Annotated in this window: 13 protein-coding genes and 1 pseudogene; 2 read left to right on the forward strand and 12 right to left on the reverse strand. The window is 66.6% G+C overall.

Going from position 1 to position 17,330, the window contains the following annotated elements; translation table 11 throughout:
- Positions 1–137: 137 nt before the first annotated feature.
- The 6 genes and pseudogenes from AB0G28_RS37745 to AB0G28_RS37770 all read right to left on the reverse strand — a co-directional run bounded on the left by AB0G28_RS37745 (position 138) and on the right by AB0G28_RS37770 (position 9,931).
- Positions 138–3,734 carry a hypothetical protein gene (locus AB0G28_RS37745; RefSeq protein WP_361100829.1) on the reverse strand — a complete coding sequence of 1,199 codons (3,597 nt, stop codon included), beginning with the start codon at positions 3,732–3,734 and terminating at the stop codon, positions 138–140.
- Between the two features lie 741 nt (positions 3,735–4,475).
- Positions 4,476–6,908, reverse strand: a complete 2,433-nt coding sequence (locus tag AB0G28_RS37750; RefSeq protein WP_361100832.1) for a recombinase family protein — start codon at positions 6,906–6,908, stop codon at positions 4,476–4,478.
- Between the two features lie 81 nt (positions 6,909–6,989).
- Positions 6,990–7,793 (reverse strand): SDR family oxidoreductase, encoded by an 804-nt coding sequence (locus tag AB0G28_RS37755; RefSeq protein WP_361100835.1) that lies wholly within the window; start codon positions 7,791–7,793, stop codon positions 6,990–6,992.
- Between the two features lie 119 nt (positions 7,794–7,912).
- The gene (locus AB0G28_RS37760) at positions 7,913–8,254 is read right to left on the reverse strand and encodes an oxidoreductase C-terminal domain-containing protein (protein WP_361100946.1); all 342 of its coding nucleotides are present in this window, start codon (positions 8,252–8,254) and stop codon (positions 7,913–7,915) included.
- Positions 8,255–8,275: 21 nt separating this feature from the next.
- A pseudogene (locus AB0G28_RS37765) lies at positions 8,276–9,252 on the reverse strand (NAD(P)/FAD-dependent oxidoreductase); the annotation flags it as partial.
- Positions 9,242–9,931 (reverse strand): TetR family transcriptional regulator, encoded by a 690-nt coding sequence (locus tag AB0G28_RS37770; protein ID WP_361100838.1) that lies wholly within the window; start codon positions 9,929–9,931, stop codon positions 9,242–9,244. The pseudogene AB0G28_RS37765 and the gene AB0G28_RS37770, both read right to left, overlap by 11 nt.
- Positions 9,932–10,266: 335 nt before the next feature.
- On the opposite strand from AB0G28_RS37770, the gene AB0G28_RS37775 reads away from it, so the two are divergent.
- Positions 10,267–11,610: a D-arabinono-1,4-lactone oxidase gene (locus AB0G28_RS37775; RefSeq protein WP_361100841.1), complete on the forward strand. Its 1,344-nt coding sequence runs from the start codon at positions 10,267–10,269 to the stop codon at positions 11,608–11,610.
- A 1-nt stretch (position 11,611) separates the two neighbouring features.
- Here the strand turns inward: AB0G28_RS37775 and AB0G28_RS37780 are convergent, their stop codons facing one another.
- The 3 genes from AB0G28_RS37780 to AB0G28_RS37790 form a co-directional block, all read right to left on the reverse strand.
- Complete coding sequence (locus AB0G28_RS37780; RefSeq protein ID WP_361100844.1) at positions 11,612–12,733, reverse strand: AI-2E family transporter; 1,122 nt, start codon at positions 12,731–12,733, stop codon at positions 11,612–11,614.
- A gap of 94 nt (positions 12,734–12,827) precedes the next feature.
- Positions 12,828–13,328: a DUF1269 domain-containing protein gene (locus AB0G28_RS37785; protein WP_361100847.1), complete on the reverse strand. Its 501-nt coding sequence runs from the start codon at positions 13,326–13,328 to the stop codon at positions 12,828–12,830.
- Between the two features lie 37 nt (positions 13,329–13,365).
- Complete coding sequence (locus AB0G28_RS37790; protein WP_361100850.1) at positions 13,366–13,737, reverse strand: hypothetical protein; 372 nt, start codon at positions 13,735–13,737, stop codon at positions 13,366–13,368.
- Positions 13,738–13,915: 178 nt separating this feature from the next.
- On the opposite strand from AB0G28_RS37790, the gene AB0G28_RS37795 reads away from it, so the two are divergent.
- Positions 13,916–14,548, forward strand: a complete 633-nt coding sequence (locus AB0G28_RS37795; RefSeq protein WP_361100853.1) for a TetR/AcrR family transcriptional regulator — start codon at positions 13,916–13,918, stop codon at positions 14,546–14,548.
- 13 nt (positions 14,549–14,561) lie between these two features.
- Here the strand turns inward: AB0G28_RS37795 and AB0G28_RS37800 are convergent, their stop codons facing one another.
- The 3 genes from AB0G28_RS37800 to AB0G28_RS37810 are packed head-to-tail and all read right to left on the reverse strand — an operon-like array spanning position 14,562 to position 17,322.
- Entirely contained in the window at positions 14,562–14,885 is a 324-nt protein-coding gene (locus tag AB0G28_RS37800; protein WP_361100856.1) for a 2Fe-2S iron-sulfur cluster-binding protein, read from the reverse strand.
- Entirely contained in the window at positions 14,876–16,048 is a 1,173-nt protein-coding gene (locus AB0G28_RS37805) for an FAD-dependent oxidoreductase (protein WP_361100858.1), read from the reverse strand. Before AB0G28_RS37805 ends, AB0G28_RS37800 begins: the two co-directional genes overlap by 10 nt.
- Positions 16,045–17,322 carry a cytochrome P450 gene (locus tag AB0G28_RS37810; RefSeq protein WP_361100861.1) on the reverse strand — a complete coding sequence of 426 codons (1,278 nt, stop codon included), beginning with the start codon at positions 17,320–17,322 and terminating at the stop codon, positions 16,045–16,047. Before AB0G28_RS37810 ends, AB0G28_RS37805 begins: the two co-directional genes overlap by 4 nt.
- Positions 17,323–17,330 lie beyond the last annotated feature (8 nt).

The raw sequence follows: 17,330 nt of genomic DNA on the forward strand, positions 1-17,330 counted from the left end.
GCAGATTCTTATATGCAGACTGCTAGTAATCTCTGCCATTTTTAGAGCTAGTCAGCCGAATAGAACTCTCTCGACAGGGTTGAAGGTTGACTCGTCGAGGCCAGCCCGCGTGTTTCTCCCTTAGACGTCACCCTGGACTACGCCCATGTCGCGCCAGGTGGTATGAGGCCCTTCAGAGCTGGGTGTTCACTTATTAGGGTTTCCGGGTCACCTGTGGCTGCCAATGCGACCGCCGCCTTCAACGCGATGATGAATGGTGTCGCGGCAGTCCGTGCAGTAGTGTCATCGTTCCGTTCGGCGAGGTCTTGTGTCAGGAGCGCGGCCCCTTGGTAGACCAGAAGAACGTTGCCAGCGGTGAGTGCCGCCGCGCCGCGGCGTAAGTGCTCGAGGCTTCCCATAGGCAAGACTGTCGGACCTGGCTGTGGCGGATCGGGCAGCGCATCAGTTGATGCCGCTATGCTGGCAGCTCCGGGATCAACGAGCCGCCCAAAGTATTTTGAGAACACAACATGGTGGGGATCGCGTTCGACTACGACCCGTTCTCGATTGTGGCCGGGACGCAGCGTGCAAGAGGTTCGAATGACCTCCGCGTCGAAGCCCATTAATTCGAGCACACGCATCAGATCGATGGCTGCAGCTCGTTGGCTATCGACTGTGTCGCTGACCCCGACGCAAGCCTGGGCGACTGCCGCAGCCATGAGAGGTCTCGATGGCAGTGGAGTAATTCTAGTAACATTCAGGGCGTCTTCGTAGCTCAGAAGTTCGCCACTGGCTTTTTGGGTGTCGTTGGGGGTCCAATATGGCGCCCTTTGTGCCCATCGACCAAGCAAGCTATGGAGAATATGTAGTGCGGACAACGGCTGTTTCGCTAGTTCGTGTAGGTCGAGCTGCGCCAAAGTGTTGCGAACAAGTCTCACATTTCCTGACAGTACAGCTCGCAAGCAGCGGAACAAGTCGATGACGACCTTGTCGTGAGCCTGTAATGAACCGCCATTTCTCTCGATATGATCAGCGACTGTCAATGCTCCGTCCAAAGTAGTCGCAGCAAGGTCGTTGTAGCCAGTGAGTGCCATCAAGGAGGCAACCGCTACATTGCGCGAGACATCCGCTGCTTCGCCTGCTCTCAGAGCGTTGGTGGCTGCCGCTTCAATGAACAGTTGTAGCTCTCGGAGAGCCGGCTCCCAGTCTCCGCTCCAAACGAGGCACTCAAGTCGAAGTCGGAATAGTTGAGTGCGCTCAAGGCTGACGAGGCCGGGTGTATTAATCAAGTCGTTGATGCGCGATAACGCCTCGTGATAGTCATTGCTCTTGATGAGCATGTTGATTTCAGGGACCTCTTTGGTTAGGTCGGGCCGTCCTATTGTGGGCATCATGGTGCAGTACTGTTCAAGTGCGATACGTAGATTTTCGATCCGTGGCGTCGCTCCTCTTCCGTCATGGATGAGGTTGGTTGCGGCGGTCAGTGCAACACGGACTGTATGTGCGGTGACCTCTTGGTCTGCTTCATATGCTAAGGAGATATGCGCAATGAGTTGTTCAAGTGCCTCTGCTATATCTTCAGCGGCATCGCGTGGGCGTTCCGTGCCATGGTATAGAACGGATGCGAGGTTGGCTGCAGTCTGAATTAGGAGTAGTGATTGATCACTGCGACTGTGGTTCAGGATTCTCATCTCGGCTCGAAGATATTGGGTGGCCAAGTTTTGAATGTCGGCGATGTCGAGCATTCGTGCAGTGTTTCCGAGAAGTAGGGCAACGCTGTAATCTTGAGAGTTGGCACGCAATGCGTGCTCTGCTGCGGTAATTGCGTGAGAAAGGAGCGACATTGCAACAGAATATTTCTCTTCGTCCATATAGAACGAGAGCCAGTACTGGATATGGAAAGCAATTCCGGTGAGTGCCGTGTCGAAATCGCCGACTCGATGTAAATCCTCGCGCAGGATGGATTGGACGATCTCGTTCACGCCGATGGTAAAGGCTGTCGAATCCGGTGGGACGCGGGTCTCTCGGTTCCATAATGGCGTGTCGGTGATTACAAGGGATTGTCGACGCATTGCTCTGACCACTTCGCCAAGGGATGGTTCCTCGCCGCCATACACTCTGGGGCCCCGCACAACGTCGTCGTCGAGCAATGCTCGAGGTTCGAGAAGGCACGCGCTCAACAGTACGTGGAGCGGGATCTTGCGCGGAGCGAGTAGGCTGGCTCGCCGAAGGACCTGGACGGCGAGTTGCTCGGCCGGCGAACGCCTGGAGACCATACGCTGCCAAGATATTTGGATAGCCTGGACTAGCGTATGCGGGTAACCGTGTGGTATTGAATCATCATCGTCCAATGAACGCATCACCAAAGATTCGTAGGCTGCAGTTCCGGCTAGACCGCCGAGGCAGTCGTTGAGGTAGGTGGCAGCCAATTCAAGGGCCAACGGCCAGTGCTGTAGTCGAACAGCCAGCCGTCGCATCACAGTGGATTCTGCATTCGTGGCGGCCCGATTCGGCAGCAGCCGCGCTGCGAGCAAAGCTAATGCCTGGTCTTCGGTCATCGCACCGACTACGACAGTGCTGATGTGCGGGCCACTCACGGTAGTCGGGTCGACCGTGGTCACCACAACATGGCCGATGCCGCTTGCTGGGAGCCAATCCGCGACAGCGCGCAGGCTGGGGGCGTTGTCGAAAACTATTAGCCACGGCCTGGCCGAACGCGCCAGAGCAAGGCGGACGACGTCACGCACAGTCTGCCCCGACCCCCGCGAAGTTCCAGCAAGCGAGGCTGCCGCCTGTGCGAATGACGCCTCGATCTGCGCTGTCGTGGCGGCTTCGACCCATATGACGATGGCGTACGCATCCGCTCGGTCCTCCGCCCATGCTGTGGCAACACCTGTCTTGCCGATGCCGGATAGCCCAGTCAACACGCATACCGGAACTGAATCGCCTGTAACCGGGGTGTGCAAAGTGCGCCCCATCAGTTCGAGTATCTCCGGCCGGGCGATGTCCGTAACCCGAGGGGTCGGTGTCAGGGGAACTGCCCAGTCCCGTTCCAACATCAACGACTGCAACACCCTGCGATCGACGCGAAGCGCGGCTTCCAACGCTGCGCGAGTGAGGACAGGCCCATCCGGGTCCGCGGCTTTGGCGAGTACTTCCGCGACTAGGTAACCGGTGAGCAGCCCTGCCGCGTCCCAGCCGACACTCTCGGGATCGACCTTCCGTCTCGCTGCGCGTACCTGCTCGCGGACGGTCGTCCGTAGTTCGTCGGTGGAGCGGTCGTCGACTATGATCCGTACGCGGGCGAGTCGATTACTCCATTCGGTACTTGCGGTGAGCACGTCTTGACGAAGTTCAGGTGTGCGGGAGAGCTGCGCGACGATCCGCTCGCGAGGATTTGCGGTTCGGAGGCCTTTGATTAGCTCTAACAGCCCAGCGCTCGGCCGTCTGTTCGTAATCAACGCATATCTATCTGCCTCGTGCGTCAGTAACCGCAATAGCACCCGCGTAGCGTCGACTGCACTCATGGTGCTGCCCGGTGCGCCCCCCTTGACCTGTGCTGCGAGACCACAGCGGTCATCTTGTAGCAATGCGAAGTCGACGATCTCCGGGTCTGCCCGCGGGTCGTCAGATATTGGGGCATCGACGATCACCCCCGTGAGCCCTCCGCCGGAGGCGAGCAGACTGCGTAGAGCGAACGATAGCGTGGTCAGGAACTGATACTCGAATCCGGACGCTGCCGCCTGCCCGCTCATTGAGTCTCCCACTGCTCGACAACGCTAGCTATCTACCACTTCTAACCATAGCTGTGGGCTCAACCAAGTCTTGATACCTGCCTGGGCTGGTCGCACGCGATCAATGTTCGCCTCGGTCGTCTGCACGAACTCGTTGCGATTGCCTCGCAACTGCTTCGACTCGGCCGTTGGAGACGAGTCGCTCAGGGGACAACTACCCTTGCGCTGTGGGTTGCTCCACCCGATTGGGACCTTGTCTCGCCAGTGAACCGCGACGCAGCCTGCACGAGGTAACGCCGCTGTCTCGTCGGCGGGGTCGGCTCGGCATGCGAGCAGCGCAGCAGCTCGCGCCTAGGCTGTTCGATCGGCACGGCAGTCACGTTTGATGAGCTGGGGTTCCTGCTGGAATATGAGCTGTGCCAGTCGCCGGCAAGGGGGGTGTGCAGCTGGTGAGCGCTCACGATGGTGATGGGTCACCGTTCTAGTGTGTTCCTAGGCCTGGATGCCGGAGAAGGGCGACCACCACACAGTCGGCTTTACCCCTCAGTACTCGCTGTTCGACGCTCCGTTGCCCAGTACTGAACCTAAGCTGCGAGTGCTGCTCATAAGCTGGCCCAGAACGGGCCACTGCTGCTCGTGGCGGATCAGCCAGCTGGGACGGAGTCCACAGCAAACTACGTGAAGTCATCGAGGCAGCTGTATGCGGGTGACTAATGTGCTCGGACACTCAATTACCCCATAGAGTCGCGCGTCGCGGACGGGTCAGAGTAGCAGCAGCCGGTCGCCGACGGCCTCGTCTCTCGTGGCAAGTGCGGATTGTGGGCTGCATGCCTGGACTTCTCGAGTCGGGCCGCCGCACATGATCGTTAGGTCGTTCGATCTCAGGTAGTCGGCGATCGCGGACCCGTCGTCGCCTACGGTCTCGGCGAGTCGCGCGCGGAGATCGTTGAGTAGGTGGTCTTCGCGGACGTAGATGTTCTTGGCGTGCTCTGGTGGGCGGTTGCAGGCGCTGGTGTGGCCGTGGCGGCAGCGGTAGCCCGGTCGGCCGTTCACCCAGTGCGAGTCGAGCCGACGTCCGCACAGCTGACATTGCACGAGTCCCGTCAAGATGTACTTCCTGGTGTCGCCGTCCTGGGTGAGTCGGGCCGTGCGCATGCCCTGGATCGCCACAAAGGTGGCCTCGTCCACGAGCGCCGGATGTGCCATCTTCTTCGACTCGGCCCAACCTCGTGCCGCCGATGGCCGGACTGAAGCACCCTGCTGAGCTGGGCCGGGTGTTCTGGCGCCGTGTCGGTTCCATACCTGCCGTCCGGTGTACCTCGGGTTCTCGAGGATGCCTACGACGGTTCGGACGATCCACTCGTGCTTTGTCCGGTGTCGGTTCCGAACCCGGTCAGCGCTCGAGGGACACGGGACTCCCCGGTCGTTCAGCTCCCGCGCGATCCCGGCCACGCTGCGCCCGGTCGCTCGTTGCTGGAAGATCCACCGCACCCACGGTGCGATGGCCGGATCGAGTTCGAGACGGTGCAGGCGGCGACCCCAGCTCGCGTGGGCCCGGTTCGGGTGTGGGCCGGCGTCGGCGAGGCGGTAGCCGTACGGTGGCTGGCCGCCGAGGAACCTGCCCTGAACACGGGCCTGGACGTGCATCGCCGCCAACACGCGGTGCCGGGCCCGCAGTACCTCGCGACGTGACTGGGACCCGAGGAGGAGCATCAGTGCCTGGTGCACGGGGTCGTCGCGGTTGACCGGTCCGTCCGCTTCGGGCAGCCACAGCTGGATACCGTTCTCCCGGAGCGTGGCTAGCACGGCGTTGAACTGGTCTCCATAGAATGCCCGCTCGTACTCTCCGATCACGACCGCGTCGAACGAACGATTTGGTTGCTCCGCGGCTGCCATCAGCTGCGCCGCGGCCGGCCGTTGACGCCAGGGAAGCCGACGTGAACATCCTTCGTCAAAGAACTCCGCCACGATCACGCCGTGCCCGCGGATCGTCTCCTCGGCCACCTCACGCTGCCATCCGAACGACGTCTCCCGGTCCTGGAACTCGACCGTGGACATCCGACCGTAGAACGCGAACCTCAGCCCATGGTTTCTGACAGGCTGCCGGCCGCGCCGGACGCCGGCTCGACGCGGGGAAACCGCACATGTCAGGGCGGCCGCGTTCACAGTATTGGTCATCGTGCACCTCGGTGCTTGAGGCGGATTCGGGTCGAGGGCGGAACGCGGTTGCCCGGTACTGATGACGAGCTGGGAGCTGATCGACACCCGAATGGCCGCATCGCAGCTCGGATGACCCGTCTGCGCTGTAGGTAGTCGGCCCATGTCCGTGGCTAGCCGGCGGGGAGGCATCGGATGTCGACACCCCGTCGTCCCCGTGGCAGGCGAACCGCGGACGAGTTGTGTCCCGTGAATCTGTTCGGCGCCTACGGGCCCACCCTGTTGGCGCGGCCTGACCGAATGGCACGAGACAGGCGTCTTCCTGGCGTTGCAGGTCGCCGGATTTGACTCGTTCGGCCAGGGGGGGAGCAGGTCGTCGCCGGGGTTGGTGAGCTTCTCTTCGAGCAGGCTGTCGAGGTGCTCGCCGAGTTCGAGGTGGGCTTGCAGGCGTTGCAGTGCGGTCGAGGCACGGCTGATGATGACTTTGCTGTTGCGCTGGAAGAGGTCGTGCTCGCTGTAGGGGACGCCGAGCAGTTCGGAGATCACCAGTGAGGGCACGGGAAGCGCGAACGCCTCGACCAGGTCGGCCGGGTTCGGGCCGGCGAGCATCGTGTCGATGAACTCGTCGACGATCTTGTGCACGGCCGGCCGCATCGCCTCCATCCGCTTGGCGGTGAAGGTGGCGGTGACCATCCGCCGCAGCCTGGTGTGCTCGGGCTCGTCCATCATGATGAAGCTGAGGCCGGGGGCGGGCCGGTCCTTGAGTATCTGCTGCAGCTGTGCCATCTCGGCTTCGGTCGGTGTGGTGCCCTGGGTGACCCTCGGCATGCCGGGACGGGACTGGTCGACGCTGACCCGCGGGTCGGCCAGCAGCGCGCGGTGCTCGGCGTGGCCGGTCACCAGCCAGGGCGTGCTGCCGTCCCACAGCCGGGTGCGGGTCACCGGGCCTTCGGCGTGGCGTGCGCGCAGGGTGGGTGACGGGTCGAACGGGCAGCCCGGCGCCCGGGTGAGGTCGTATTCGGGAATCGCGCTGGTCATGGATTTCTCCTTCGAGCCGGCCGGCGGGCAGCGGCTGTCGAGGTGGGACGATGCTGGAGGGGTGGCGCGTCAAGCGGGCAGCTAGACTTTGCCTGCGAGGAGGGCCGCGACGACGCCGCCGTCGACGAGCAGGTCGGTGCCGGTGATGAAGGTGGCGTCGGGGCCGAGGAGGAACGCCGCGGCGGCTGCGATGTCGTCGGCCGTGCCGAGCCGTCCGGTGCCGGAGGCGTCGATCATCGCGCGCATGGCGTTGCCGTGGTGGGACGACAGCTCCTGCTGCGCCATGGGCGTCAGGACGATGCCGGGGCTGATGGAGTTGATGCGGGCGCCGCGTGCACCCCATGCCGAGCTGGCGGCCCGGACCTGGGCGTGGTTGGCGCGCTTGGTGACCCCGTAGACGAGTTCCGGGTGGGCGAGGGAGAGCCCCGGCAGCTCGTCGACGGGTGTGCGGGCCACGGCGGCTTCCTGCTCCGGGGTCAGGGGTGGTGCGAGGTGGCCGGCCATGCTGGAGATGACGACCGCTGCTCCACCGGGGGCGATGACCTGGCAGAACTCGTCCAGGACGTGGGCGACGCCGTGCAGGTTCACCGCGAGGATCCGCTCGCCCGGTGCCTGCGCGCCGGAGAGACCCGCGGTGTGGGCGAGGTGGGTGACGCTGCCCAGGGCCGCGGCCTGGCGAGCGAGTTCGGCGACCGAATCCCGCGAGGACACGTCGACGTGCAGCGTGGTGACGTCGTGGCCTTCGCCGCGGAGGGTGTCGCCGGTGGTCTTCAGCGTGGCGTCGCTGAAGTCGGCCAGCAGGACGGTCTTGCCGGAACCCAGGCGGCGGGCGATCGCCTGCCCCATGCCGCCGGCGCCGATGACGACCAGGACCTGTCGTGTCATGGTGGTTCTCCTTTACCAGGTGACGGGAAGTCGGTGGACGCCGTAGGTGGCGAAGCCGTGCCGGAACTGGATCTCCTCGATCGGCACGGCCGGTCGCAGGGCCGGCAGCCGGTGCAGTTTCAGGCGGCGGCGTTCGCCATGGCCGCGTCCCAGGTGCTGCCCGCGGCGATGAGGGCCCGCCAGCCGCGCAGGACCTTCGGCGACACGCCGGCGGCGAGCACCCCGGCCAGGCGGTCTTGCCGGCGGTAGGCGACGAGGAACCGCCGCGAGTCCGCATCGCCGTCGATGACGGCGGCTTCGTCGTGGTCGCGCAGGACGCCGTAGGACTGGATCTTCAGGTCGTACTGGTCCGACCACACGTACGGGACGGGCGTGAACGGGCGCGGCCGGCCGGGGTTGAGCAGGTTGTGGGCGACGGCCAGGCCCTGTTCGGCGGCGTTGGTGCGGTGCTCGATGCGCATCGTGGTGCCGAACAGCTGGTTGTCCCAGCGGGCGACGTCCCCGACCCCGTACACGCCGGGGGCAGCCGCGCAGTACCGGTCACCGACGAGTCCATCGTGGACGGTGAGGCCGCTGCCGGCCAGCCATTCGGTGTTGGGTACCGAGCCGATGGCCACTAGCACGTCGTCCGCCGCGATGACGGTCCCGTCGGTGAGCTCCACACCCGACACCTCACCTGCCTCATCGCGGACGCGGGCGACTGTGACTCCGGTACGCAGTGTGATCCCGTGGTCGAGGTGGACGCGCGCCAGGAACCCGCCGACCTCCTCGCCGACGACCGGCCCAGCGGTACCGGGGCGGCTTCGAGCATCGTCACCTCGACGCCGAGGCTCTGGGCGACGGCGGCGACTTCGGCGCCGACGAACCCGGCACCGACGATCACCAGCCGGCGCCCCGGACGCAACCGGGCCTTGAGCGCCACCGCGTCCTCAAGGGTGCGCAACGTGTGCACCCCGGCAATGCCGTCGGAGCCCCGCATACGGCGCGGGCGGACGCCGGTCGCGACGACCAGGCCTTCATACGGCAGGTGGTCGCCATCGGCCAGCGCCACCGTCCGCCCGGTCACGTCCACTCCGGTCGCGGCCACCCCCAGGCGCAGATCGAGGTTCAGCGCGTCGATCTCCGCCTGGCTGCGCAACGCGAGCCGATCCGGCGTCCACTGCCCGGACAGGATCTGTTTCGACAGCGGCGGCCGGTCGTAGGGCAGCCGGCTCTCCGCGCCGACGAGCGTGATCACACCGGCGTAGCCCAGCCGGCGCAGCGCCTCCGCGGTGGCCAGGCCACCCGCCGAGGCGCCGGCGATCACCACCCGGTTCACGACTCGATCAGGCGAATGGCCGCGGCGGGACACACCAGCGCCGACTCCCGGATCGCCGCGTGCGACTCCGGCGTGGGCTGGTCGTCCAGCAGCACACTGCCCCGCGGCGACGCACTTGGCGTCGTCGATCTCAACCTTCATCGGTTTTCCTCTCCACAGTGGACGGATGTGTGGTTGCCGGGGCCTGCCACAGCGCGACGATCACGTCGACCAGGTTGGTGGTGAGGGCCTCCCAGCTCGCCGGAAAGCCGGTGACCTGCCGGGTTTCCCGTGCGAGCGCACGTTCCTGGTCGGCGCACATCTGCTGGACCAGGTGACGAGCCATCTCCCACCGTTGCGCACGCACCACGGCCGGCAGGTCGGGCACTGCCCCGTTCAACCGGTCCAGCAGCGGCCGCAGCGAGGGCGACGCGAGCAACTCCTCGATCATGATGTCGTGCAGCACGGGGTCGGACTCCACCTGGATGAGGAACCGGGCGTACCAGGTTGGGCCTTTGCTCGCCGCCAGGTGCTCGGTGAACGGGCGCACCAAGCACGCCACCCAGTCCCGCAAGCCGGCCGAGCCCGTGACGTCGGCCATCATGTACACCCGCAGGTGCTCCATCTGCTCGGCGTGCTTGCGGGCGATCGCCCGTACCAGGTCGGCTTTCGTGCCGAAGTGGTAGCTGACCGCCCCGGTGTTGCCCTGCCCCGCGGCTTCACCGATCTGCCGGTTGGACACCGCGTGCATGCCGTTCTCGGCGAACAGCCGCTCCGCTGTGGCCAGGATCAGCTCCCGCGTTGCGCTGCCCCGCTCGGGCCGCACCGTCCTGCCCGCCACGGTCACCACCCCACCGGCACAGCTTGCGCAACGCTCCCGGCCACGCTTGCCCCGTTCTGGTGCATCACAGCCTCCATTCAGCCGAACGGTTACCTCACTAGTTAAGCCTGTCCGCCGTACGAAGTCAAACAGCTGAGTTAAACGAGTGACTCGCACGAGTTATCCCGTCCGTCTAGGGGCCGTGAATCCCCAGGTAACAAATGAGGGCAATCTCCTGTCGGACAGTTGACTTGGACGAGCGACCAGGAGACGTTGTTGGCCATGAGTGAAGGGGCTGAGAACAGCTAGATACGCGAACGGCACCACCGCCCAGCCGACCGAGGAAGGAGCAGGACTTGGCAACGACCCGCTATGGCGCGCACGCGGGCAAGGACCGCGCGAACAGGAGTGTGTGGCGGAACTGGGCCGGGAACGTCACCGCCCGCCCGGTGCGGGACGTCGCGCCCGCCTCGGTCGACGAGCTCTGCGCCGTTGTGCGCGAGGCGGCCGAGGACGGCCTGCCGGTGAAGCCGGTCGGCAGCGGCCACTCGTTCACCGCCGCCGCCGCGACCGAGGGCGTGCTGATCCGGCCTGACCGCCTTGCCGGCGTTCGCGCTGTCGACCGGGAGGCCGGAACCGTGACCGTGGAAGCGGGCACCCGGCTCGAGGACCTGAACGTCGCCCTGGCCCGGGAAGGCCTGTCCCTCACCAACATGGGCGACATCATGAAGCAGACCGTTGCCGGCGCGACCAATACGGGCACTCATGGCACGGGCCGCAGCTCGGCCGCCATCGCGGCCCAGATTCGCGGCCTTGAACTGGTAACGGCGGACGGCTCGTTGCTCACGTGCTCCGAGCAGGAGAACCCGGACGTGTTCGCCGCCGCCCGCATCGGGCTGGGCGCGCTCGGGGTGGTCAGTGCCATCACGTTCGCCGTGGAACCGCTGTTCCTCCTCACCGCGCACGACGAACCGATGACGTTCGACAGGGTCACCGCGACCTTCGACGAACTCCACGCGGCCAACGAGCACTTCGAGTTCTACTGGTTCCCGCACACCGGCAACTGCAACACCCTGCGCAACAACCGCAGCACAGGTCCGCTCGCCCCGATGGGCCGGTTCAAAGGCTGGTTCGAGGACGAGGTTCTCGCCAACGGTGTTTTCCAGGCAGTCAACTCGCTGGGGCGGGCCGTGCCTGCCGCCGTCCCGGCCATAGCGAGGGTGTCGAGCCGGGCTCTTTCCGCTCGCAGCTACACGGACATCCCGTACAAGGTCTTCACATCTCCCCGCCGGGTGAAGATGCTCGAGATGGAGTACGCCCTCCCGCGCGAGGCACTGATCAGCGCCCTGCGCGAGGTGAAGGCCATGGTCGACCGTTCGAACCTGCGGATCAGCTTTCCGGTGGAAGTGCGCACGGCACCCGCGGACGACATCACCCTCTCCACGGCGTCGGGCCGTGAGAGCGGCTACATCGCCGTCCACACCTACCGGGGCATGCCCTTCCGTGAGTACTTCGCCGCGGCGGAGAGCATCTTCACCGCGTACGGCGGACGCCCGCATTGGGGCAAGCTGCACACACGTGACGCCGGCTACTTGGCGTCAGCGTATCCACGCTTCGGCGAGTTCACCGCGTTGCGCGAACGACTGGACCCCGATCGGCGTTTCGGCAACGAGTACCTGCGACGGGTCTTGGGTGACTGACTCAGCCTTCCGGAACGGTGGCCTCGATGACGGGGTCCTCTTCGGACGGTGGCATGCGATCGTCCACAAGAGACCGGATGCCGGTGTTGAGCACGGCCAGCAGCGGCACCGCGAGCAGTGCGCCCGCGATGCCGCCGGCCACCAGGCCGACGCTGATGGCGAGCACGACGGCCAGGGGGTGCAGCTTGACGGCCCGGCTGAGCAGCAGCGGCTGCAGGATGTGGCTTTCCAGCTGCATCACCAGGATGACGATGCCGAGCACGACGAGAGCGGTGGCGAATCCGTTGGTGACCAGGGCGACCAGTACGGCGACCGTGCCTGCCACCACGGACCCGATGATCGGGACGAAGGCGGCCAGGAAGACGAGCGTGGCCAGCGGGATCGCCAGTGGTACGCCGACGATCCACAGTCCGAGGCCGATGCCCACGGCGTCCACCACGGCCACCACGGCGGTGGCGCGCACGTAGGAGATCAGGGACCCGAATCCGCGCCGGCCCGCCACGTCGACACGGGGACGGATGTCAGCGGGGACGCCTTTCATGAGGAAGCCCCAGATCCCGTCGCCGCCGGCCAGGAAGAAGATCGTGATGAAGAGGGCGAGCAGGGCACCGGTGAGGAACTCGCCCACGGCGCCCGCGGTGGTCAGCGCGTTCGACGTGATCGCGTCTGCGTGCTCCTGCAGGAAGCCGATGAAGTCGTCGAGGCCGTGCTGGAGCTGGTCCTGGTGCAGGTGCAGCGTGGTGACCAGCCAGTCCTGGATCCGGCCGAGGCTGGTGCCCAGCTGCTCGGTCAGCTGCGGCAGGCCGTCGGTGAACTGGCTGACGACGAAGGTGAGCAGGCCGCCCAGGAGGGCGAGCCCGGCGACCAGCACGAGCGCGGTCGCCGGCCCGCGTGGCACGGTCCAGCGGACCAGGCGGGCGACCGCCGGGGCGAGGAGCGCGGAGAGCAGCAGCGCGACCGCCAGCGGGATGACCACGACCGAGAGCTGTTGGACGAGCCAGAAGATCGCGTAGAGCGCCACGCCCACTACGAGAAAGCGCCACGCGAGTGCGGCACTTATTCGTAGGCTCCGCGGCACCGGCAGCTCCGGATCGGCGGACTTGCCGTGACGGTCGTGGGCCACTGATGGGTTCCTTCTCTGTGCGAGCGCTTCGGAGTGGGCAATCGGCGGGACCGGCGGTCGTGCCGCTGGTGTCGCCACCAGCGGCACGTGGTCCTCAGCCGGCGGTCTGCTGCTGGAGGTGCAGGGCGCGGCTGAGCTGGAGTTCGTCGTCGTGGCTGAGGGAGGTGTGGAGGACGTCGCCGCCGAACCGGGCCATGCGCGGCAGGGCCTTGTCCGCGGTCGCGTCGGCGATCAGGGCGATCACCGCGGCGCGTCCCGGGGCCAGGCGCTCGCCGAGCTGTTTGACGAACCGGTGGAGGTCGTCGTCTTCGGCGACCGCGCCGCTCACGCCGCCGACCGCCGCTCCGAGGGCGGCACCGAGCACCGGCTGCAGGAGCAGCAGCCCGAGCAGGCCGCCCCAGATCGCCCCGCTCACCGCGCCGGCGGCAACGGGGTTCGGTTCGTTGTGGATCTTGACCGCGCCGTCTTCGTCGCGGGTGAGCAGGAGTGCGTCGGTCAGGGCCACCGTGTGTTCGGTGTGCAGGGCGTGGAGTTCGGCCAGGGCCTGCTGGGCGATGTCCCGGTTGGGGTAGGCCACGGCGATCATGTCGGTCATTGCGTTCTCCTTCGGTCGTGTGCGGGCTTGGCGGCGGTCAGAACAAGTCGTCGTCTTCGTCGTCATCGGTGGGCTCGTCGTCGCCGAGCATCGAGCCCAGCACCATGCCGCCGGCCAGCCCGCCGACGGCGCCGAGCGCGATCTCGGCCACGTCCGAACCTCCGTCGCCCCGTTCCCGGCGCGGCGTCGTTTGCTGCCCCGCTTCGGTGATCAGCACCTGCCGGCAGTTCGAGCAGACCGGGATCGGCCGGGGGACTCCTCGCGGCGGCTGCCAGACCACCATCTCGGCGGCGTAGCCATGGGCCGGATCGAAGAAGCACGCCGCCGGAGCGGCGTAGGGCATCGGTGTTCCCGTGACCGGCGGGGCGAGGGGAGCGGCGGTCGGCGGTTGAGGGTTCCAGGCGGTCATGGCGGTTCTCCTCGGACTGGCGGCGTACTCGCCGCGGTGCCGCCATCATGGAGTCGGTCGTCCGTCTAAGTCAAATGACCAAGTCAGTGTTCTGGATCACTGGATGGACTACTTGCGCCCTGAGCAGTGGTTATGCTGTAGTCGGACGATCGACTCAGATTGCAGGTGAGGAAGTCCAGTGGCTCACGTTCCCGCGGTAGTGCGTCGCACGCAGATCATCGAAGCCGCGGCTGCGGTCATCGCCCGTGACGGCGTGGCGGGCGCGACCACACGCCGTATCGCCGCCGAAGCGGGCCTGTCGCTTGCGACCCTGCACTACGTGTTCCAGACCAAGGACGACATCCTCGCCGCGGTGCTGGAGTCCCTCATCGACCGCGCGCGCGAGGACAACGCCAAGATCGCCGCGCGCCTGGCCGCACCGGCCGACGGCTCACCCGCGCTCCGCGAAGTGATCCACGAGCTGGTGCGCACGGCCTGGGGTCTGCTGGACGGCGACCTGGTGACCCAGCGCCTGCAGTTCGAGCTGATCCTCTACGCGCTGCGCACGCCCGAGGCCACGCACCTCGGCCGCACCCTGCGCGACTACCACCTCACAGCCACCGAGGAGATTATCCGCCGGACCCTGGACCACACCGGGCACACCGTTCACCACTCGCCGCGTGATCTCGCGCAGCTCATTTCCGCTTCCGTGGACGGTCTCCTGCTCGACCACCTGGTCAACCCCGACCCGGACCAGGCCGAGCGCAGTCTGGCCAACCTCACCGACGCCGTCTTCGCCCTGGTCACCGCGACTCCGGCGGCCACCGGCTGAGCTCCCCGGGAGCTCACAGCTGGGTCTCCGGAATCTCCACCAGCATTCCCGACATCTCCGCGGTCACCGGGATCTGGCAGGCCAGCCGGCTGTTGTGAGCCCGTGTCGCGGGTACGCCGTCGAGGATCATGTCCTCGTTGTCATCGGCCGGGGGAAGACCCGGCAGGAACTTCTCGTCGATGTAGGCGTGGCAGGTGCCGCACGAGGCGCACCCGCCGCAGTCCCCGATGATGCCGGGTACGAGATTGTCGAGTGCCGCTTGTTTGAGGGTCTGGCCGACCACTGCGTCCACTTCGTGCGTTGTTCCGTCGGCCTCGACGAACCGGATCACGGGCATGTCTGGTATTCCTTCCGCGCTGCGATGAGCCGCCGGCCGGCGGCGAATTCCCGGGGCTGGTTGACCGTGTGCAGGCCGGTGATGATGCCGTCGCGCAGGTACACGACGCTGAACGAATCCGACAGCGGGTCGCCGCGGACCACGGCTGTGTCGTCTGGTTCCGGAAGCCCGGCCAGCCGGATCTTGTGGTGGTACTGATCCGACCAGAACCAGGGCGGCGGGGCGGGGTCCGCCGGCTTTCCGCAGAGCGTCCTGGCCGCGATCCTGGCCTGGTCCGTGGCGTTCTGCAGGGATTCGAGCCGCACCTGCCGATCGAGGAAGCCGTGCCGTTGCCTGGTGCAGTCGCCGGCGGCGACGATGTCGGGATCCGTCGTCGTGGCCATCGCGTCGACGAGCACGCCGTCGTCGACAGCCAGCCCGGCATCGGCGGCGAGGGTGTCGTTCGGGACGATGCCCACACCGGTGAGCACGAGGTCGGCGCTGACGGTGGTGTCGTCACTGAGCTCGGCAAGCACAGTGCTGCCGTGGCGGGTGATGCCGCGGACCGCCACTCCGGTCCGCAGGTCGACGCCGTGCGCGCAGTGCTCGCGGTGGACGAACGCGGAGATCGCCGGTGAGCAGGCCCGGCTCAGCACCCGTGGCGCGGCTTCGATCAGCGTGACGGCGATTCCCATCGTGGTCGCGGCTGCGGCCACTTCGAGGCCGATGAAACCGCCGCCGACGATGAGGATCCGGCCTCCGGGCGCCAGGGCGTGCCGGAGCGAGATCGCGTCGTCGAGCGCGTGCAACGACCGGCTCGTCACGTCGGCCGTGTCGAACGGCAGCGGCCGTGGACGGCCGCCCGTGGCCAGCGCGAGTTTGTCGTAGCGCAGTTTCCGCCCGTCGGCCAGGAGAACCGATCGGGTCGGGCGGTCGATCCCGGCCGCCGTGGTGTTCAGGTCGAGTTCGATTCCGGCCTTGGCGTAGGTTTCCGCGGCTCGGATCGGCAGCGCGTCCTGTTCGACGTCGCCGCGCAGGAAAGCCTTGGACAGGGGCGGTCGCTGATAGGGGAGGTGGCGTTCGGCGCCGACCAGGACGATCCGGTCCTCGTGGCCGTTCTGCCGGAGCGCGAAGGCCAGCTCGGCGCCGGCCTGGCCGGCGCCGAGGATGACGATGGTCTTCATCGAGGATCGGCCCGGCGGATCGTGACCGGCAGTGCCCTCAGCTGCCGGACGATCGAGTGGGGCACCCAGTCGGGCTCCTCGCCGACCAGCGCGACATCGACGCCGGGAGCGGTCAACGCGGTGATCGCCACCTCGGTGAGCATGCGGGCGACGTTGCGGCCGGGACAGAGATGCGCGCCGCCGCCGAAGGTCGTGCCGTGCTGGATCGGGCGGGTCAGCCGGTAGCTGTCGGCGTCGGGGAACACCTCGGGATCGCGGTTGGCCGCCGCCCAGACCATGCCGACCGGGCTTCCGGCCGGGATCAGCACCCCGTCGTGCACCACGTCCCGCAGCGTCAGCCGCTGGGTGAGGATCAGTGGCGGCTCGAGCCGGGTGCCTTCGTAGAAGGCATTGGTGACCAGGGACGGGTCGGCCCGGACCTGCGCGTGTGCCGCTTCGTCGCTCAGCAGGCGGAAGGCGACGTTGGCGATCGCCATCCCGACGGTGTGGAAGCCGTCGAAGAAGTTCGACGCCACGAGCCGGCCGATGTCTTCCGGCTTGCCTTCGACGTCGATCTCCGCGAGATCGGCCGCCATGGCCGTCAGCAGCTCGTTGTCTCCGGCCTCCCAGGCGCGCCGGACTGCCGTGCCGACGACGTCCATGTAGGTCGAGACGGCGGAATACAGCCGCCGCGTCTGCTCGGGTGTCCGGGCGAGCAGGAACGTCAGGCTCATCTCGTCGGTGAGTTCGTGGACGTGCGCTGCCTGGTCGGCGCTCATCCCGAGTTGCCCGGCCCAGAACCGGGCGACGAACGGGCCGGCGAAGTCCCGGACGAAGTCGATCTTGCCCCGGCTCGTGGCGTCGTCGACGAGTTCCTGGGCGAGGTGCTGGGCTGCCGGGATGAACCGCTGGATGCCCCTGGGCATCAGCTGGCGGGCGACGGTCTTGCGGCTCGGCTGGTGCAGTGGGGGATTGGCGGTGAAGATCTGGTTCCGCAGGAACTGTTCGAACCCGGCGAGATCCGAGGCCGTCGGTGTGGCGACGTCACGGGCGGTGGCCACCGCGAGCAGGATTTCGGTCGGCATGTTGCCCAGGTCCGGGTTCGCGGCCAGTTCCCGGGCGTCGTGGTTGCGCGACACGATGATGATGTTCTCGGGTCCGCGGAGAAGGCCTTTTCCGGCCCGGTGCGCCAGTTGCCGGGCGGTCTCGCGGATGTCGCGTGACCAGTCGTCGCCGTCCACGAAGTCGGCCATCGCCGGCAGGTCGGCCACGGTTTTGAGATCGGTGAATGTCATGGACGTTC

The sequence above is a fragment of the Amycolatopsis sp. NPDC021455 genome (assembly GCF_040640995.1).
In the GTDB taxonomy this organism is placed as follows: domain Bacteria; phylum Actinomycetota; class Actinomycetes; order Mycobacteriales; family Pseudonocardiaceae; genus Amycolatopsis.